Source organism: Neobacillus sp. SRL179 (assembly GCF_984799095.1).
In genome coordinates this window covers 4,114,878-4,133,492 of sequence record NZ_OZ481792.1, presented here as the reverse complement: position 1 = coordinate 4,133,492, position 18,615 = coordinate 4,114,878, and the positions used below count along the sequence as shown (strand labels likewise).

At 44.7% G+C, this 18,615-nt stretch carries 9 protein-coding genes and 5 rRNA genes; 10 read left to right on the top strand and 4 right to left on the bottom strand.

Annotation, left to right across the window (positions count from 1 at the left end):
• Positions 1-35 precede the first annotated feature (35 nt).
• The 6 genes from AC4E8C_RS20395 (at position 36) to AC4E8C_RS20370 (ending at position 7,800) form a co-directional block, all read left to right on the top strand.
• Positions 36-2,972: ribosomal RNA gene (locus AC4E8C_RS20395) — 23S ribosomal RNA — on the top strand.
• A gap of 216 nt (positions 2,973-3,188) precedes the next feature.
• A 5S ribosomal RNA gene (gene rrf / locus AC4E8C_RS20390) occupies positions 3,189-3,305 on the top strand.
• A gap of 244 nt (positions 3,306-3,549) precedes the next feature.
• On the top strand, positions 3,550-4,752 hold the full coding sequence (locus AC4E8C_RS20385; protein WP_490208454.1) for a glycosyltransferase family 2 protein: 1,203 nt from the start codon (positions 3,550-3,552) through the stop codon (positions 4,750-4,752).
• Positions 4,753-4,937: 185 nt separating this feature from the next.
• Positions 4,938-5,711, top strand: a complete 774-nt coding sequence (gene rfbF / locus AC4E8C_RS20380; RefSeq protein WP_490208453.1) for a glucose-1-phosphate cytidylyltransferase — start codon at positions 4,938-4,940, stop codon at positions 5,709-5,711.
• 52 nt (positions 5,712-5,763) lie between these two features.
• A complete protein-coding gene (locus tag AC4E8C_RS20375) occupies positions 5,764-6,666 on the top strand; it encodes an NAD-dependent epimerase/dehydratase family protein (protein ID WP_490208452.1) in 903 nt (300 codons plus the stop codon).
• A 33-nt stretch (positions 6,667-6,699) separates the two neighbouring features.
• The gene (locus AC4E8C_RS20370; RefSeq protein ID WP_490208451.1) at positions 6,700-7,800 is read left to right on the top strand and encodes an NAD-dependent epimerase/dehydratase family protein; all 1,101 of its coding nucleotides are present in this window, start codon (positions 6,700-6,702) and stop codon (positions 7,798-7,800) included.
• Positions 7,801-7,908: 108 nt separating this feature from the next.
• Here AC4E8C_RS20370 and AC4E8C_RS20365 read toward each other — a convergent pair whose 3' ends face one another.
• Both AC4E8C_RS20365 and AC4E8C_RS20360 read right to left on the bottom strand, forming a co-directional pair.
• A complete protein-coding gene (locus AC4E8C_RS20365; protein ID WP_490208450.1) occupies positions 7,909-9,057 on the bottom strand; it encodes a tetratricopeptide repeat-containing glycosyltransferase family 2 protein in 1,149 nt (382 codons plus the stop codon).
• A gap of 186 nt (positions 9,058-9,243) precedes the next feature.
• Complete coding sequence (locus AC4E8C_RS20360) at positions 9,244-10,479, bottom strand: hypothetical protein (protein ID WP_490208449.1); 1,236 nt, start codon at positions 10,477-10,479, stop codon at positions 9,244-9,246.
• Positions 10,480-11,030: 551 nt separating this feature from the next.
• Here AC4E8C_RS20360 and AC4E8C_RS20355 point away from each other — a divergent pair.
• The 3 genes from AC4E8C_RS20355 (at position 11,031) to rrf (AC4E8C_RS20345) (ending at position 16,046) form a co-directional block, all read left to right on the top strand.
• Positions 11,031-12,580: ribosomal RNA gene (locus AC4E8C_RS20355) — 16S ribosomal RNA — on the top strand.
• Between the two features lie 193 nt (positions 12,581-12,773).
• Positions 12,774-15,710: ribosomal RNA gene (locus AC4E8C_RS20350) — 23S ribosomal RNA — on the top strand.
• 219 nt (positions 15,711-15,929) lie between these two features.
• A 5S ribosomal RNA gene (gene rrf, locus AC4E8C_RS20345) occupies positions 15,930-16,046 on the top strand.
• The 16S, 23S and 5S rRNA genes sit together here, the layout of an rRNA operon.
• Positions 16,047-16,097: 51 nt before the next feature.
• Here rrf (AC4E8C_RS20345) and AC4E8C_RS20340 read toward each other — a convergent pair.
• Complete coding sequence (locus AC4E8C_RS20340) at positions 16,098-16,406, bottom strand: DUF4359 domain-containing protein (RefSeq protein WP_490208448.1); 309 nt, start codon at positions 16,404-16,406, stop codon at positions 16,098-16,100.
• Positions 16,407-16,762: 356 nt separating this feature from the next.
• Here AC4E8C_RS20340 and AC4E8C_RS20335 point away from each other — a divergent pair, with 356 nt between their 5' ends.
• Positions 16,763-17,662: a CPBP family glutamic-type intramembrane protease gene (locus tag AC4E8C_RS20335; protein WP_490208447.1), complete on the top strand. Its 900-nt coding sequence runs from the start codon at positions 16,763-16,765 to the stop codon at positions 17,660-17,662.
• A gap of 52 nt (positions 17,663-17,714) precedes the next feature.
• Here AC4E8C_RS20335 and AC4E8C_RS20330 read toward each other — a convergent pair whose 3' ends face one another.
• On the bottom strand, positions 17,715-18,320 hold the full coding sequence (locus AC4E8C_RS20330; protein WP_490208446.1) for a hypothetical protein: 606 nt from the start codon (positions 18,318-18,320) through the stop codon (positions 17,715-17,717).
• Positions 18,321-18,615: the final 295 nt, after the last annotated feature.

Here is an 18,615-nt window from a genome sequence, read left to right as displayed (position 1 = left end):
TTCTCTCTTAAGTAATTAAGAGAAATAACCTTTTAGGTTAAGTTAGAAAGGGCGCACGGTGAATGCCTTGGCACTAGGAGCCGATGAAGGACGGGACTAACACCGATATGCTTCGGGGAGCTGTAAGTAAGCTTTGATCCGGAGATTTCCGAATGGGGGAACCCACTGCTCGTAATGGAGCAGTATCTTTACCTGAATACATAGGGTATTGATGGCATACCCGGGGAACTGAAACATCTAAGTACCCGGAGGAAGAGAAAGCAAACGCGATTCCCTGAGTAGCGGCGAGCGAAACGGGACATAGCCCAAACCAAGAGGCTTGCCTCTTGGGGTTGTAGGACACTCAACATGGAGTTACAAAGGAACGGGGTAAATGAAGCGATCTGGAAAGGTCCGTCATAGAAGGTAAAAACCCTGTAGTTGAAACTTCGTTCCCTCCTGAGTGGATCCTGAGTACGGCCGGACACGAGAAATCCGGTCGGAAGCAGGGAGGACCATCTCCCAAGGCTAAATACTCCCTAGTGACCGATAGTGAACCAGTACCGTGAGGGAAAGGTGAAAAGCACCCCGGAAGGGGAGTGAAATAGTTCCTGAAACCGTGTGCCTACAAGTAGTCAGAGCCCGTTCATGGGTGATGGCGTGCCTTTTGTAGAATGAACCGGCGAGTTACGATCCCATGCAAGGTTAAGTTGAAGAGACGGAGCCGCAGCGAAAGCGAGTCTGAATAGGGCGAATGAGTATGTGGTCGTAGACCCGAAACCAGGTGATCTACCCATGTCCAGGGTGAAGTCCAGGTAACACTGGATGGAGGCCCGAACCCACGCACGTTGAAAAGTGCGGGGATGAGGTGTGGGTAGCGGAGAAATTCCAATCGAACTTGGAGATAGCTGGTTCTCTCCGAAATAGCTTTAGGGCTAGCCTCACGTAGTAAGAGTCTTGGAGGTAGAGCACTGTTTGGACTAGGGGCCCTCATCGGGTTACCGAATTCAGACAAACTCCGAATGCCAAAGACTTATCCGTGGGAGTCAGACTGCGAGTGATAAGATCCGTAGTCAAAAGGGAAACAGCCCAGACCACCAGCTAAGGTCCCAAAGTATACGTTAAGTGGAAAAGGATGTGGAGTTGCTTAGACAACCAGGATGTTGGCTTAGAAGCAGCCACCATTTAAAGAGTGCGTAATAGCTCACTGGTCGAGTGACTCTGCGCCGAAAATGTACCGGGGCTAAACGTATCACCGAAGCTGTGGATTGACACCATCAGGTGTCAGTGGTAGGAGAGCGTTCTAAGGGCGTTGAAGCTAGACCGTAAGGACTGGTGGAGCGCTTAGAAGTGAGAATGCCGGTATGAGTAGCGAAAGATGAGTGAGAATCTCATCCACCGAATGCCTAAGGTTTCCTGAGGAAGGCTCGTCCGCTCAGGGTTAGTCGGGACCTAAGCCGAGGCCGAAAGGCGTAGGCGATGGACAACAGGTTGATATTCCTGTACCACCTCTTTATCGTTTGAGTGATGGGGGGACGCAGGAGGATAGGGTAAGCGCGCTGTTGGATATGCGCGTCTAAGCAGTTAGGCTGGTGAATAGGAAAATCCGTTCACCGTGAAGGCTGAGCTGTGACAGCGAGGGAAATTTAGTACCGAAGTTCCTGATTCCACACTGCCAAGAAAAGCCTCTAGCGAGATAAAAGGTGCCCGTACCGCAAACCGACACAGGTAGGCGAGGAGAGAATCCTAAGGTGAGCGAGAGAACTCTCGTTAAGGAACTCGGCAAAATGACCCCGTAACTTCGGGAGAAGGGGTGCTCTTTGAGGTTCATAGCCTCGAAGAGCCGCAGTGAATAGGCCCAGGCGACTGTTTAGCAAAAACACAGGTCTCTGCGAAGCCGCAAGGCGAAGTATAGGGGCTGACGCCTGCCCGGTGCTGGAAGGTTAAGAGGAGGGGTTAGCGCAAGCGAAGCTCTGAATCGAAGCCCCAGTAAACGGCGGCCGTAACTATAACGGTCCTAAGGTAGCGAAATTCCTTGTCGGGTAAGTTCCGACCCGCACGAAAGGCGTAACGATCTGGGCACTGTCTCAACGAGAGACTCGGTGAAATTATAGTACCTGTGAAGATGCAGGTTACCCGCGACAGGACGGAAAGACCCCGTGGAGCTTTACTGTAGCCTGATATTGAATTTTGGTACAGCTTGTACAGGATAGGTAGGAGCCTGAGAAGCCGGAGCGCTAGCTTCGGTGGAGGCGTCGGTGGGATACTACCCTGGCTGTATTGAAATTCTAACCCGCACCCCTTATCGGGGTGGGAGACAGTGTCAGGTGGGCAGTTTGACTGGGGCGGTCGCCTCCTAAAGAGTAACGGAGGCGCCCAAAGGTTCCCTCAGAATGGTTGGAAATCATTCGTAGAGTGTAAAGGCACAAGGGAGCTTGACTGCGAGACCTACAAGTCGAGCAGGGACGAAAGTCGGGCTTAGTGATCCGGTGGTTCCGCATGGAAGGGCCATCGCTCAACGGATAAAAGCTACCCCGGGGATAACAGGCTTATCTCCCCCAAGAGTCCACATCGACGGGGAGGTTTGGCACCTCGATGTCGGCTCATCGCATCCTGGGGCTGTAGTCGGTCCCAAGGGTTGGGCTGTTCGCCCATTAAAGCGGTACGCGAGCTGGGTTCAGAACGTCGTGAGACAGTTCGGTCCCTATCCGTCGTGGGCGCAGGAAATTTGAGAGGAGCTGTCCTTAGTACGAGAGGACCGGGATGGACGCACCGCTGGTGTACCAGTTGTCTTGCCAAAGGCATCGCTGGGTAGCTATGTGCGGACGGGATAAGTGCTGAAAGCATCTAAGCATGAAGCCCCCCTCAAGATGAGATTTCCCATAGCGTCAAGCTAGTAAGAACCCTGAAAGATGATCAGGTTGATAGGTCAGAGGTGGAAGCGTGGCGACATGTGGAGCTGACTGATACTAATCGTTCGAGGACTTAACCAAGAAAAGCGGAAGCGTCCGCTTAGCAACGTATGGCCTGGAGGGCTTTGACTGAGATAAAGGAAACACGAAGAGCGATAGCGATTCGATGTTGACTTATCGTAGGGAAAAGACCGAAAGACACTAGTTGCTGGACGCTGGAGCTGGACAATGATTACTCGTTTTACAAACTTCTTCTGCATTATCTAGTTTTGAGGGAATGAACCTCTAAATAAATAGTCTGGTAATTAAGGCGAGAAGGTCACACCCGTTCCCATACCGAACACGGAAGTTAAGCTTCTCAGCGCCGATGGTAGTTGGGACACGCGTCCCTGTGAGAGTAGGACGTTGCCAGGCACGAAGAAGGACAGCTAAAATTAGCTGCCCTTTTTTGTTGTTTAAAAAAGTAATTAATCTGGGTTCTGTTTATTTCATGAAAATAACTGACTTGCAGCTAAAAGAACTTCGGCTCCGCTTAAGGAGGGTTAACCTTTTTAAATAACCAAGCATATTCTAAACATAAAGTAGTGGTCAAGTTATAAGTAAACTTCAGTACTTATCTAACGGCCTTAAAATAGAATTGCATTAAGGGGTGTATTTTTTGAAGGCTCATTTTAGCTTTGTCATGCTTTGCTATAACAACTGGAATATGACCAAACAAGCTGTTACTTCTTTAATTGATTCACTCGACGCAATCCATCAGGAAAAAGGCATTGAGCTTATTATGGTTGATAATGGATCGACAGATGAAACGCCAAATGGAATTAATCAAGTAAAGGAGGAGTACGAAAATGATCTGCTCCATATTAACTATGTACGATTAGAACCTAATATGGGTTATACACCTGGCATTAATGCAGGGTTAGCGAAAGCTCAAGGGGAGATTATATCTATATTAAATAATGATCTCATTTTTCCGCCGGGATGGTTTAATGGATTGGTGGAAGTCCTCGAAGGGAACGCTGAAATCGGATTGGCCGCGCCTTTTTTATCTTATAGTTCGGGCATACAAAACATGAACAAACAATTTTCCTCCTTTGAAGAAATGAAAGTGTATGCGGCTGAATTAGTAGAAAATGAGGTATCCAGTTATCTCTTTACTCAGCGCGTGATCGGAGCTTGTATGGTATTTAAACGAGAAGTGATTGAGAAGACTGGTGGAAATGATATTTGGTTTGGTTTAGGTCAATTCGATGATGATGACTGGTGCCTTCGGACAATGATTTCAGGTTATAAAATTGTCGTTGTTGGGAAATCCTTTGTTCAACATATTGGTACAGTCACCTATAGTCAACAATCCACATTACTGAATGCCACCTACTTCACTAATGGAGCTAAAATGCAAAAAAAATGGGGAAATTATTGGGAACCAACTTTTTTGGATACCGTTAAATATTCTAGAGAAAATCATTATTTTCCGACAAAAAAGGAAGACTTTAACCCGATAATGTCCCCGCCATTTGGTAAAGGAAGGAACTATAGCAGAAATTTAATGGTAGCCGATTGGACTCATCCATTTTCAAAATGGCCGGAAAAATTAAAAACTGCACTTGACAATTGTTCTGGGAAAAGTAATCAAATCTACCTTTGGATACCTAAGGAATATTATTCGCTTTCTGAAGTCTTAAACGGGATTACCAATCAAATCGGTTCCTCTGCAGCAGCAAAGCTAAATATTATCTATAATACTGTCTCTCCAAGTGATTATCTTCGCTTTCTTCATTTCTTTGATGCTATTTATACGGTTGAAGAAGATTTTATTAATCGATATATGGTGTCGCTAGCTGAAATTCCCTCCATCTAATCACCCAATTGCGTCGTTCTACAAACGACGCTGTTTTATTTAAATAAATGGGACGATTGTTTAACCCGTTTATGTTAAATATCCATATACTACCAAAGGGATAAATGACTTTTCTTTAAAAATTCTTAGATTCACAGTCAGCAGCCAGCTCAATTTTATGATATGGATCAGTTTGGAGGAGAATCATGAAAGTCGTCATATTAGCCGGAGGATTTGGTACAAGAATTAGTGAGGAAACACACTTAAAGCCAAAGCCGATGATAGAAATTGGTGAAAAGCCGATTTTATGGCACATTATGAAACTATACTCAAGTTACGGTTTTAATGACTTTATTATCTGTTTAGGGTACAAGAGTCATGTTATCAAAGAATACTTTTCAAACTATTTCTTATATAACTCTGATGTAACGTTTGATTTTCAACAGGAAAATAAATGTATTTTCCATCAGCACACAGCAGAACCATGGAAGGTCACGTTAGTGGAAACGGGTTTACGTTCATTAACAGGCGGCCGAATTAAGAGAGTTCAAAGGTATGTGGGAGATGAGCCTTTTATGTTGACTTATGGCGACGGAGTCAGTGATGTAAATATAAAAGACTTAGTTGATTTTCACCGCTCCCACGGAAAACTGGCTACGGTTACAGCTACGCAGCCTCAAGGAAGATTTGGAGCATTATCCCTTTCTTCTAACCACCAAGTTGAGAAGTTTGAGGAGAAAATTCAAGGGGATGGCGGCTGGATTAACGCTGGATTTTTTGTACTGGAACCAGAAGTTTTTAATTATATTCAAAATGGTGATCAAACCATATTTGAACTAGACCCATTAGAAAATCTTGCAAAAGATGGGCAATTAATGGCATTTAAGCATATGGGTTTTTGGCATCCAATGGACACATTACGAGATAAAAAGTATTTAGAAGGGCTCTGGAAATCAGGGAATGCTCCTTGGAAAAAGTAACAGTCTAGTAATGGCTCTCTATTTATCATTCTACAAAGGCGGAGGTGACATTATGAAAATACTAATCACTGGTTCCACGGGTTTTCTTGGAGGTCATTTAACAAAAGCGTTAGTACAGGCTGGGCATGAGGTGATTATTCTCAAGAGGAGCTATTCCAATACGTGGAGAATTGCAAAGATTTTACCTAATTTAACCGTATTTAATATCGATCATTGCCCACTTGAGCAGCCTTTTTTAGAGTGTGGACCAATCGATGTCGTGATCCACTCGGCAACCAAGTATGACAGAAATGGGGAACAAGCTTCACAACTGCTTGATTCGAATGTCTCCTTCCCTCTGAAATTGTTGGAAACAGCTAGTTTGTTTCGGACGGAAATATTTATCAATACAGATTCTTTTATTCACAAAAATAATGCCGGTTATAAACATTTAGCTGGTTACGCGTTAACCAAAAAACAATTTCTCGAATGGGGAAAAGAGTTTAGTTTATTAAACAAGATTCATTTTATCAATATGAGATTAGAGCATATATATGGTTCTTTTGATAACGAAAGTAAATTTACTACCCATATTATCAAGAGTTGTTTGAATCATGTTAGCAAGCTGCCGCTTACACAAGGAAATCAAAAGAGAGATTTTATCCATGTCAATGATGTGGTATCCGCCTACTTGCTATTAATAAAGCAACGGGTGGAAAATCTCTCGTGGTATCAGGAATATGAAATAGGTACTGGAAAGGTGGCTTCTATAAGGGAGTTTGTAGAAATGGTTCATCAAAAATCACAATCCCGAACCAAACTTCATTTCGGTGCCCTTCCACACCGTGAACATGAACTAATGGAATCAAAGGCAAACATCGAACCATTAAAGCAATTAGGATGGGTCAGTCAAATCAATCTTGAAAAAGGTATTGAGTTAGTATTAGCTGATGAAAAAAATAGACTAAAAGCCTAGTTTTCGAGAACAAAAAAATAAGGTGGATAAAAAATGGACCTTTCTGCTAAAAACACGATTTACCATATAGATCTTCTGTATATCCTGCAGCATCTTAGTGACGAAGAAAAGGAAAAACTTAAGGATAGCACTATTTTGGTAACGGGATGCGCTGGCTTCTTAGGGTATTATTTACTGTCATTTTTATCAGATTATGCGGAGGAATTATCGATAAAGAAGATTATTGGAATGGACAATTTTAAACTAGGGAAGCCGAGGTGGATTACGGACTTATCCCAATTGAATGACAAGATGGAACTATATACGTTTGATATAACGGAATTTTCGCTTTTTGATACGGAAAAAATAACCGAGGTAGATTATATTATCCACATGGCTTCTATTGCCTCCCCAACCTTTTATCGAAAATATCCCCTTGAAACCGTTGATGCTAATATATGGGGGTTAAGAGCCTTACTAGATTTTTATAAAAATAAACCAATTAAAGGGTTTTTATTTTTTTCGAGTAGTGAGGTGTATGGTGACCCATTCCCGGAGTATATTCCCACCACCGAAGATTATCGAGGAAATACTGCGGTCATTGGGCCACGGGCCTGCTATGATGAATCTAAACGATTCGGTGAGACACTCTCCTATTTATATGCTGAAAAATACCATATGCCCATTTCGATTGTCAGACCTTTTAATAATTATGGACCTGGAATGAGACTGAATGATAAACGATTGCCAGCTGACTTTGCGAAAGCGGTTGTTGAAAATAAGAATATGATTATTCACTCCGATGGGACCCCGACACGGACCTTTTGTTATGTGACAGATGCAATTATTGGCTATTTAAAAGCTTTATTATATGAACCATTTGATTATTTTAATATAGGAATAGATAAACCCGAGATATCCATAAAAGAAATGGCTGAAATTTATCAACAAGCAGGTTCTGCTATTTTTAATTATCATCAATCAATAGAATTTATCCAATCTGAGGAGCAAAGTTATTTAACCCATAACCCTTCAAGAAGATGTCCCGATATTTCCAAGGCCAAAACCCTGTTACATTACTCTCCTTCGATATCTGTCACAGAAGGTATCGCGCGCTTTTTGACTTTTCTAAAAGAAAAAGGAGAAATTTATTGACCACGGTCATGGGTGTATTATTTGAATTCAGTCCTTCTCGAAGATCGTATAACGCAAAGAAGGGACACTGTTTTCAGTTTCCCTTCTTTGCGTTATTTTTATGTTGACTTACTGATTTTCTGATATCTCTGATGGTTCCTCTTGAATAGCTTCTTTTTTCTCATTAAATTGATATGTTATCATGCTCGGTTCCATCAGCGATTCTAAATATTGCTTGTTATGAAGAATACTAGGATGGTCTGGAAGAAAACCTCTAGCAATCTCATTGTGCAGATAGGCTTGGGAATGATTTTCTAATTGTGAGTAACAAACGCATAATTGCAAATGGGGAAGCCATGTCCAACAAGCATGGTTGATCATCCCCATATTGGCATCCGGCTTATCGAGCTGTGTGGCAATCCGGTACCAAACGAGTGCTTTCTCTGGCTGGTTCCTTTGAAGGTACATATATCCTAACCGACAGCAAAAATCTGCCCGTGGTGTGTCATATTCAAATGATTTTAGAATGTAGTAAAGCTCATTTTCTTGATTATTGATGGAATGAAAACAATCGGCAAGCCGTCCGCAGGTGGAAATGTTGTCTTCGACCCATCCTCTTTTAGTGGCTAGAAATTTTTTATAGTATTTGATGGCTTCTTTTATTTTTTGGTGGTCATACAATTCGTTTGCGTAGTAATACATGTCTCTGGGTGAGAATTTCTCGCCGCGTTTACGGCGGGTATCATAGATTCGGAGATTTCGATCGGAATCATGTTCCAAACTGTCATGTGTTACGGCTATCTCGCTATGAAAGATATTCCCCCATACTTCAAGGTATTCGTGGACGGCCCCATGCCATTTAAAGTTATTTTCTCTTTTGACAAGCCGATTACGCCGTAAACTAGAAGTGACATTTCCATTTCCATCAAACGCAAGGTGATAATGCATGGTCACTGAATCGATAGAAGAATCCAGTGTCTCTTTTAAAGTTAAAAATTTTTGTTGGTCTTCTACCATGAAAACATCGTCAGCATCCAGCCATAAAATGTAGTCCATTGTGGCATGACTAAAGGCAAAATTGCGGGCTGCGGCAAAGTCGTCAATCCACTTAAAGTCAATAACCTTTTCTGTGTATTTTGAAACAATCTCTTTTGTTTGATCAGTTGAACCAGTATCTACGATGACGATCTCATCAACAATATGTTTTACAGAATCTAAACATCGCCCTATGATGTCTTCCTCATTTTTAACAATCATGCAAAGGCTAATGGTAATCAAAATTTATGACGCTCCTTTAACAATCATTTTTCTACTGTTAAGCTATGAAAAAGAACAGACTATGGTGTGTACAATCTTTAAAATAGGATACATAGGATCAATCGTATCGAAATTGCAGTAAAGTTGAATGGAGCAAAAAAGGATGTCCCAAAAGTAAACTTCCGGGACATCCTATCAATATCTTACTCAACTGCTAAATAGAACGGTTGCAGCTGCACCTAGACTTAATGCGCCTGGTCCTTTAGTAACAAGAACCGTTAACAAATCACATGGAAGAACTGTAAAAGGATTTCCTGTTGAAGTTGCACAACAAGAACCCTCTGGCACTGTGGCTGATATACCGGTATCTATAACAGTCTGAGCGGTACCGCAGCCTCTAATAATGAGAATGGTTGCTGTTGTAGCATTATTAGCTGGTACACGTGTATTAAAGATCATGCTTGTAATGGTGGTGAGTGTTGGAATGACGACAGTATCTCGTAAGATATTATTTGGAGTAGAGGTACCAAGCCCAAATGTTTGGTTATCATTAATTGATTGGTCGGTAGCTAAATAAACCGTTCTGCCTCCTGGTCCAGTAGCGCCGGTTCCGCCAGTCGCGCCAGTCGCGCCAGTCGCGCCGGTAGCACCAGTAGCACCGGTAGCACCAGTAGCACCAGTAGCACCAGTAGCACCAGTAGCACCAGTAGCACCAGTAGCACCAGTAGCACCAGTAGCACCAGTAGCACCAGTAGCACCAGTCGCGCCAGTAGCACCAGTCGCACCAGTAGCACCAGTTCCGCCAGTCGCGCCAGTCGCACCAGTTCCGCCAGTCGCGCCAGTAGCACCAGTTCCGCCAGTCGCGCCAGTAGCACCAGTAGCACCAGTCGCGCCAGTAGCACCAGTAGCACCAGTTCCGCCAGTCGCACCAGTCGCGCCAGTAGCACCAGTAGCACCAGTCGCGCCAGTAGCACCAGTAGCACCAGTAGCACCAGTAGCACCAGTAGCACCAGTAGCACCAGTAGCACCAGTCGCGCCAGTAGCACCAGTAGCACCAGTAGCACCAGTTCCGCCAGTCGCGCCAGTCGCACCAGTAGGTCCAGTAGCACCAGTCGCACCAGTTCCGCCAGTCGCGCCAGTAGCACCAGTAGCACCAGTCGCGCCAGTAGCACCAGTCGCACCAGTCGCGCCAGTCGCGCCAGTAGCACCAGTAGCACCGGTAGCGCCAGTAGCACCAGTCGCGCCAGTCGCACCAGTAGCACCAGTAGCCCCCGTAGGTCCCGTCGCACCAGTAGGTCCAGTAGCCCCGGTAGCACCCGTAGCGCCAGTCGCACCTTGAGCTCCATTGACGATTACTTTAACATTTTGGGAGACTTTGCATTGACAATCTTTCTTTCCGCATTCGGAGCATTTGTGCTCTTTATGACAATTACATTTCTTCATCTTTTCACCACATTCGGAGCATTTGTGCTCTTTATGACAATTACATTTCTTCATCTTTTCGCCGCATTCGGAGCATTTTTCCTTCTCGTGGCACTTACACTTTTTCATCTTTTCGCCACACTGGAAACATTTCTCTTTCTTCTTTTTATCTTTACTCAAATTATTTTCAACTCCTTTCCTTTAGCTCTTGTATCTTATGAAACAAGCATTATAGGAGTTTGGACAGGTATCACGAGAATTGCCTAATTAAAAAAATTACTTTACTAATGCTAAACAATAACTTTTAGTAACAATCAATTTAAAATTAAATCATTGGTTGACAATTGTAATAGGTGGTGTTAATATATAAAAGCTGTCACCGAGACTATTAATCTTTTAAAAATAAATGTTAAATAGTTGTTGACAGTGATGATGATATTTTGATATAATTTAAAAGTTGTCTCATTAAATTGTTCTTTGAAAACTAAACAAACAAAAACGTCAACAAACAATAATATTAGTTTCGTATGAAACTAAGCCAACGTAACATTTATGAGCTAATCAACTCATCTTTATTGGAGAGTTTGATCCTGGCTCAGGACGAACGCTGGCGGCGTGCCTAATACATGCAAGTCGAGCGGACTTTCAAAAGCTTGCTTTTGAAAGTTAGCGGCGGACGGGTGAGTAACACGTGGGCAACCTGCCTGTAAGACTGGGATAACATCGGGAAACCGATGCTAATACCGGATAATCCTTTTCCTCTCATGAGGAAAAGCTGAAAGTCGGTTTACGCTGACACTTACAGATGGGCCCGCGGCGCATTAGCTAGTTGGTGAGGTAACGGCTCACCAAGGCGACGATGCGTAGCCGACCTGAGAGGGTGATCGGCCACACTGGGACTGAGACACGGCCCAGACTCCTACGGGAGGCAGCAGTAGGGAATCTTCCACAATGGACGAAAGTCTGATGGAGCAACGCCGCGTGAGCGATGAAGGCCTTCGGGTCGTAAAGCTCTGTTGTTAGGGAAGAACAAGTACCGGAGTAACTGCCGGTACCTTGACGGTACCTAACCAGAAAGCCACGGCTAACTACGTGCCAGCAGCCGCGGTAATACGTAGGTGGCAAGCGTTGTCCGGAATTATTGGGCGTAAAGCGCGCGCAGGCGGTCCTTTAAGTCTGATGTGAAAGCCCACGGCTCAACCGTGGAGGGTCATTGGAAACTGGGGGACTTGAGTGCAGAAGAGGAAAGCGGAATTCCACGTGTAGCGGTGAAATGCGTAGAGATGTGGAGGAACACCAGTGGCGAAGGCGGCTTTCTGGTCTGTAACTGACGCTGAGGCGCGAAAGCGTGGGGAGCAAACAGGATTAGATACCCTGGTAGTCCACGCCGTAAACGATGAGTGCTAAGTGTTAGGGGGTTTCCGCCCCTTAGTGCTGCAGCTAACGCATTAAGCACTCCGCCTGGGGAGTACGGCCGCAAGGCTGAAACTCAAAGGAATTGACGGGGGCCCGCACAAGCGGTGGAGCATGTGGTTTAATTCGAAGCAACGCGAAGAACCTTACCAGGTCTTGACATCCTCTGACACTCCTAGAGATAGGACGTTCCCCTTCGGGGGACAGAGTGACAGGTGGTGCATGGTTGTCGTCAGCTCGTGTCGTGAGATGTTGGGTTAAGTCCCGCAACGAGCGCAACCCTTGTTCTTAGTTGCCAGCATTTAGTTGGGCACTCTAAGGAGACTGCCGGTGACAAACCGGAGGAAGGTGGGGATGACGTCAAATCATCATGCCCCTTATGACCTGGGCTACACACGTGCTACAATGGATGGTACAAAGGGCAGCAAAGCCGCGAGGCCTAGCCAATCCCATAAAACCATTCTCAGTTCGGATTGTAGGCTGCAACTCGCCTACATGAAGCCGGAATCGCTAGTAATCGCGGATCAGCATGCCGCGGTGAATACGTTCCCGGGCCTTGTACACACCGCCCGTCACACCACGAGAGTTTGTAACACCCGAAGTCGGTGGGGTAACCGCAAGGAGCCAGCCGCCTAAGGTGGGACAGATGATTGGGGTGAAGTCGTAACAAGGTAGCCGTATCGGAAGGTGCGGCTGGATCACCTCCTTTCTAAGGAATATGCAGTCCTTGTGGACTGATAAAAGTTGACCGCTTTTTGTTTGTTTAGTTTTGAGGGAGCAATTCTCTCAATGCACAACATTCGTTCTTTGAAAACTAGATAATCGTAAGAAGAAGCAAGAAAACATCGAGTAATCGCCATTTTAGTTTTCTCTCTTAAGTAATTAAGAGAAATAACCTTTTAGGTTAAGTTAGAAAGGGCGCACGGTGAATGCCTTGGCACTAGGAGCCGATGAAGGACGGGACTAACACCGATATGCTTCGGGGAGCTGTAAGTAAGCTTTGATCCGGAGATTTCCGAATGGGGGAACCCACTGCTCGTAATGGAGCAGTATCTTTACCTGAATACATAGGGTATTGATGGCATACCCGGGGAACTGAAACATCTAAGTACCCGGAGGAAGAGAAAGCAAACGCGATTCCCTGAGTAGCGGCGAGCGAAACGGGACATAGCCCAAACCAAGAGGCTTGCCTCTTGGGGTTGTAGGACACTCAACATGGAGTTACAAAGGAACGGGGTAAATGAAGCGATCTGGAAAGGTCCGTCATAGAAGGTAAAAACCCTGTAGTTGAAACTTCGTTCCCTCCTGAGTGGATCCTGAGTACGGCCGGACACGAGAAATCCGGTCGGAAGCAGGGAGGACCATCTCCCAAGGCTAAATACTCCCTAGTGACCGATAGTGAACCAGTACCGTGAGGGAAAGGTGAAAAGCACCCCGGAAGGGGAGTGAAATAGTTCCTGAAACCGTGTGCCTACAAGTAGTCAGAGCCCGTTCATGGGTGATGGCGTGCCTTTTGTAGAATGAACCGGCGAGTTACGATCCCATGCAAGGTTAAGTTGAAAAGACGGAGCCGCAGCGAAAGCGAGTCTGAATAGGGCGAATGAGTATGTGGTCGTAGACCCGAAACCAGGTGATCTACCCATGTCCAGGGTGAAGTCCAGGTAACACTGGATGGAGGCCCGAACCCACGCACGTTGAAAAGTGCGGGGATGAGGTGTGGGTAGCGGAGAAATTCCAATCGAACTTGGAGATAGCTGGTTCTCTCCGAAATAGCTTTAGGGCTAGCCTCACGTAGTAAGAGTCTTGGAGGTAGAGCACTGTTTGGACTAGGGGCCCTCATCGGGTTACCGAATTCAGACAAACTCCGAATGCCAAAGACTTATCCGTGGGAGTCAGACTGCGAGTGATAAGATCCGTAGTCAAAAGGGAAACAGCCCAGACCACCAGCTAAGGTCCCAAAGTATACGTTAAGTGGAAAAGGATGTGGAGTTGCTTAGACAACCAGGATGTTGGCTTAGAAGCAGCCACCATTTAAAGAGTGCGTAATAGCTCACTGGTCGAGTGACTCTGCGCCGAAAATGTACCGGGGCTAAACGTATCACCGAAGCTGTGGATTGACACCATCAGGTGTCAGTGGTAGGAGAGCGTTCTAAGGGCGTTGAAGCTAGACCGTAAGGACTGGTGGAGCGCTTAGAAGTGAGAATGCCGGTATGAGTAGCGAAAGATGAGTGAGAATCTCATCCACCGAATGCCTAAGGTTTCCTGAGGAAGGCTCGTCCGCTCAGGGTTAGTCGGGACCTAAGCCGAGGCCGAAAGGCGTAGGCGATGGACAACAGGTTGATATTCCTGTACCACCTCTTTATCGTTTGAGTGATGGGGGGACGCAGGAGGATAGGGTAAGCGCGCTGTTGGATATGCGCGTCTAAGCAGTTAGGCTGGTGAATAGGAAAATCCGTTCACCGTGAAGGCTGAGCTGTGACAGCGAGGGAAATTTAGTACCGAAGTTCCTGATTCCACACTGCCAAGAAAAGCCTCTAGCGAGATAAAAGGTGCCCGTACCGCAAACCGACACAGGTAGGCGAGGAGAGAATCCTAAGGTGAGCGAGAGAACTCTCGTTAAGGAACTCGGCAAAATGACCCCGTAACTTCGGGAGAAGGGGTGCTCTTTGAGGTTCATAGCCTCGAAGAGCCGCAGTGAATAGGCCCAGGCGACTGTTTAGCAAAAACACAGGTCTCTGCGAAGCCGCAAGGCGAAGTATAGGGGCTGACGCCTGCCCGGTGCTGGAAGGTTAAGAGGAGGGGTTAGCGCAAGCGAAGCTCTGAATCGAAGCCCCAGTAAACGGCGGCCGTAACTATAACGGTCCTAAGGTAGCGAAATTCCTTGTCGGGTAAGTTCCGACCCGCACGAAAGGCGTAACGATCTGGGCACTGTCTCAACGAGAGACTCGGTGAAATTATAGTACCTGTGAAGATGCAGGTTACCCGCGACAGGACGGAAAGACCCCGTGGAGCTTTACTGTAGCCTGATATTGAATTTTGGTACAGCTTGTACAGGATAGGTAGGAGCCTGAGAAGCCGGAGCGCTAGCTTCGGTGGAGGCGTCGGTGGGATACTACCCTGGCTGTATTGAAATTCTAACCCGCACCCCTTATCGGGGTGGGAGACAGTGTCAGGTGGGCAGTTTGACTGGGGCGGTCGCCTCCTAAAGAGTAACGGAGGCGCCCAAAGGTTCCCTCAGAATGGTTGGAAATCATTCGTAGAGTGTAAAGGCACAAGGGAGCTTGACTGCGAGACCTACAAGTCGAGCAGGGACGAAAGTCGGGCTTAGTGATCCGGTGGTTCCGCATGGAAGGGCCATCGCTCAACGGATAAAAGCTACCCCGGGGATAACAGGCTTATCTCCCCCAAGAGTCCACATCGACGGGGAGGTTTGGCACCTCGATGTCGGCTCATCGCATCCTGGGGCTGTAGTCGGTCCCAAGGGTTGGGCTGTTCGCCCATTAAAGCGGTACGCGAGCTGGGTTCAGAACGTCGTGAGACAGTTCGGTCCCTATCCGTCGTGGGCGCAGGAAATTTGAGAGGAGCTGTCCTTAGTACGAGAGGACCGGGATGGACGCACCGCTGGTGTACCAGTTGTCTTGCCAAAGGCATCGCTGGGTAGCTATGTGCGGACGGGATAAGTGCTGAAAGCATCTAAGCATGAAGCCCCCCTCAAGATGAGATTTCCCATAGCGTCAAGCTAGTAAGAACCCTGAAAGATGATCAGGTTGATAGGTCAGAGGTGGAAGCGTGGCGACATGTGGAGCTGACTGATACTAATCGTTCGAGGACTTAACCAAACGAAAAGCGGAAGCGTCCGCCTAGCAACGTATGGCCTGGAGGACTTTGACTGAGATAAAGGAAACACGAAGAGCGTAAGCGATTCGATGTTGACTTATCGTAGGGAGAAGACCGAAGGACACTAGTTGCTGGACGCTGGAGCTGGACAATGATTACTCTTGTTTACAAACTTCTTCTGCATTATCTAGTTTTGAGGGAATGAACCTCTAATTAAATAGTCTGGTAATTAAGGCGAGAAGGTCACACCCGTTCCCATACCGAACACGGAAGTTAAGCTTCTCAGCGCCGATGGTAGTTGGGACACGCGTCCCTGTGAGAGTAGGACGTTGCCAGGCACGAAGAAGGACAGCTAAAATTAGCTGCCCTTTTTTGTTTCATTGTTAAATTCAATATTGCTTTTTTAATGAAGAAAGAGGGATAAATTGATTGAAGATGCCAATGGTTGTGACCTTCCCCAATCCTACTTCAGTAAAATCTGTTTTATAAATAGAGAATACAACATAATCAGAATTAGTTGTCCCAGCATCAAAAATGGATTTTCCGGCAAGGGAGAGAAGTCCTTTTTCTAATAAATTGGACGATTGCTCCATTGTTTTGTAATTTATCCAATCAATATATTCCCCGCGTCCAGGATTTGTAGCTGACAAGACCACGATTATGAAAATTGACAAAAAGAGAGAAAAAAACCGCTTCATGTTTCCGAACTCCTATCCAATATATAAAATTTTTAAAAATACACATATGGCTTGTACATTTATATTTAACTTCCATCAAGGGAATCACCAAAAGGGATGAAAAATAGGAATACCAACAATATTCTGATGATATTTATCTGTCGATATGATAAATTATTACTATTATATTCTTATAATTGTTAGGGTAAACATGGTTCATGGCTACAATAAATAAATTTAAGGAGTTTATTTTGTGAAGAGAAAATGGAAGTGGGTGCTTGGTTGTTTTTTATTCCTGCTTTTTTTAAATGGGCTTGGAATATTAGCGGTTACGATTTTAAATAAATAGGTAAAACTCTACGGCAGGGAATGATGGTATGACAACAAACTTAACAGAGCCAATTTCAATAAGGTACCTGTTTGCGATGCTCATTGTAACCATTGGGGCGGAAATCCTTCTCTATTTAACCCGCTACAGCGAGATGGCAAGTACACTCTATGATGCGATGATGGTGTCATCTTTTTTTATTGGCTGGAGACTCCATGCTCGGCTCCGCAGTTCGGACGGGCGGAAAACAAAACGGCAGCTAATCTTACAGTTTACGGGAAGCTTCTTAATTTTCTTTCTTGGAAGTACCATCATTAATATTTATTCTACTCACACATTCCGTGATTTTAACAGTGATTATGAACAATACGTACAAGAATATACCAATATGCAGATCGCTGAGGACTATGGGGAGGGAGGAACCTTCGAAAAATCCGTTCCAACCTTTTTTGAAAGAGTCGATATGATTAGCTTTGATTTATATACGGATACCCTTGCAGGCTTGGAAGAAGTATGGCGGCTCGCATATATAATTCTCCTGCTCGTTATGTTTAAAAAAATATTTCCACGGCGATGGGAAAGCGGAAGAAGAGACATCTTCTTGATGCTCGCGTTGTTTTTCACTTCGGTTCTTTTTGGTGTTGATCACACATTAGATACAAAGCAGCCCTGGGCGATTCGCATAGGTGCCATTGTTACCTTCGCTAATATGGGATTATTGTTTGGATTGATTTTATTATGGACGCGGAATTTATGGGTAACTGTTCTTGTCCATGCCCTTTACGATATCACGGCCACCCTATCATGGTATTATTTTAATTATGCAGTTGAACTCTTTGCTATAGTTATTTTGGTGGTCCATATGATTCTGTTTACACTTGAAAAAGTAAACGAGAAAAGGCTGAAGCAGAATTTACCTTCAACAGAGCTGGTGCAAGCGGCAGAATGAATAGAAAAAGAGGTTCCTAATGAGGACCTCTTTTTTCAATGTTAACTAAAATTTAATAGTGATATGATTTTCCATTCACCCAATATTGAACCGACCCATCAACATCCAAAACATACCTAATTTTTTCTTGTTCGAGTGAAAGTAGTAAACTTTCTGCAGCCAGTTCCTTCTTTATATTTAGTTCGATTACTTTCTTATTTAATGTAATGGCGTTAAGATCCTTTTTTGAAGAAAGATAGGTCAGAATCTCTTGTTGCTTCTTCAACACATCCAGCATATCTAGTTTGTGATTCTTCATGCTCGAAGGGGCAGTTAATTTAGAAAGTTGATTTAACAGCTTGGCTTGTTCGCGGCTCATTTGTGAGACACTTGCTGTCCTATTTTCCATACAATCGTTTAGCAGCCGCTCACTGCGTTTAGTATATTGTTGTTCCTTAGCTAAATAGGTAACAATTTTTTCTGAGTTAGGGGTTAATAACCTAACGAAAATCAAGGAACTAATGATTAGTAATAGAATGATTCCGATCGGTAGAAGAATCCGCTTTCTTATAGGAAATTGCTGACGAGGCGTAACGGCTATAGCATCAGGGCAGATTAGGGCGTTTGTATGCAATTCTTCTAGTTCCTGTTTGACTTTTTGTTGGGCAGGAGTCAACATCTGCAGCCCTCCGTTAATGGTAAAATAGTCATAAACTATTACTATACTACTATAAAATGTGATAAAAAAACTATTTTTCTAAAAAATATTATAAAGTAATTGCACGCATTATACATAATTTTTGCAGTGTGCTTCGCCAAAATGACCGCAAAAAAGAGACTGAGAATCTATCAGTCTCTTAAAAATAGACGTTTGCGGGGTCGGTTCCAAACTTTAATATACGTTTCCCCCTCCATAGAGCGAAACACCTTGATTCCGATTAGTTTTAGAGGAGTGAAAATTTCCTTCATATGCA

Excerpts from the sequence above, each read along its gene's own strand:
- rfbF (WP_490208453.1), top strand. The coding sequence starts at position 4,938 with ATGAAAGTCGTCATATTAGCCGGAGGATTTGGTACAAGAATTAGTGAG.
- AC4E8C_RS20375 (WP_490208452.1), top strand. The coding sequence starts at position 5,764 with ATGAAAATACTAATCACTGGTTCCACGGGTTTTCTTGGAGGTCATTTA.
- AC4E8C_RS20370 (WP_490208451.1), top strand. The coding sequence starts at position 6,700 with ATGGACCTTTCTGCTAAAAACACGATTTACCATATAGATCTTCTGTAT.
- AC4E8C_RS20360 (WP_490208449.1), bottom strand. The coding sequence starts at position 10,479 with ATGAAGAAATGTAATTGTCATAAAGAGCACAAATGCTCCGAATGCGGA.
- AC4E8C_RS20340 (WP_490208448.1), bottom strand. The coding sequence starts at position 16,406 with ATGAAGCGGTTTTTTTCTCTCTTTTTGTCAATTTTCATAATCGTGGTC.
- AC4E8C_RS20335 (WP_490208447.1), top strand. The coding sequence starts at position 16,763 with ATGACAACAAACTTAACAGAGCCAATTTCAATAAGGTACCTGTTTGCG.
- AC4E8C_RS20330 (WP_490208446.1), bottom strand. The coding sequence starts at position 18,320 with ATGTTGACTCCTGCCCAACAAAAAGTCAAACAGGAACTAGAAGAATTG.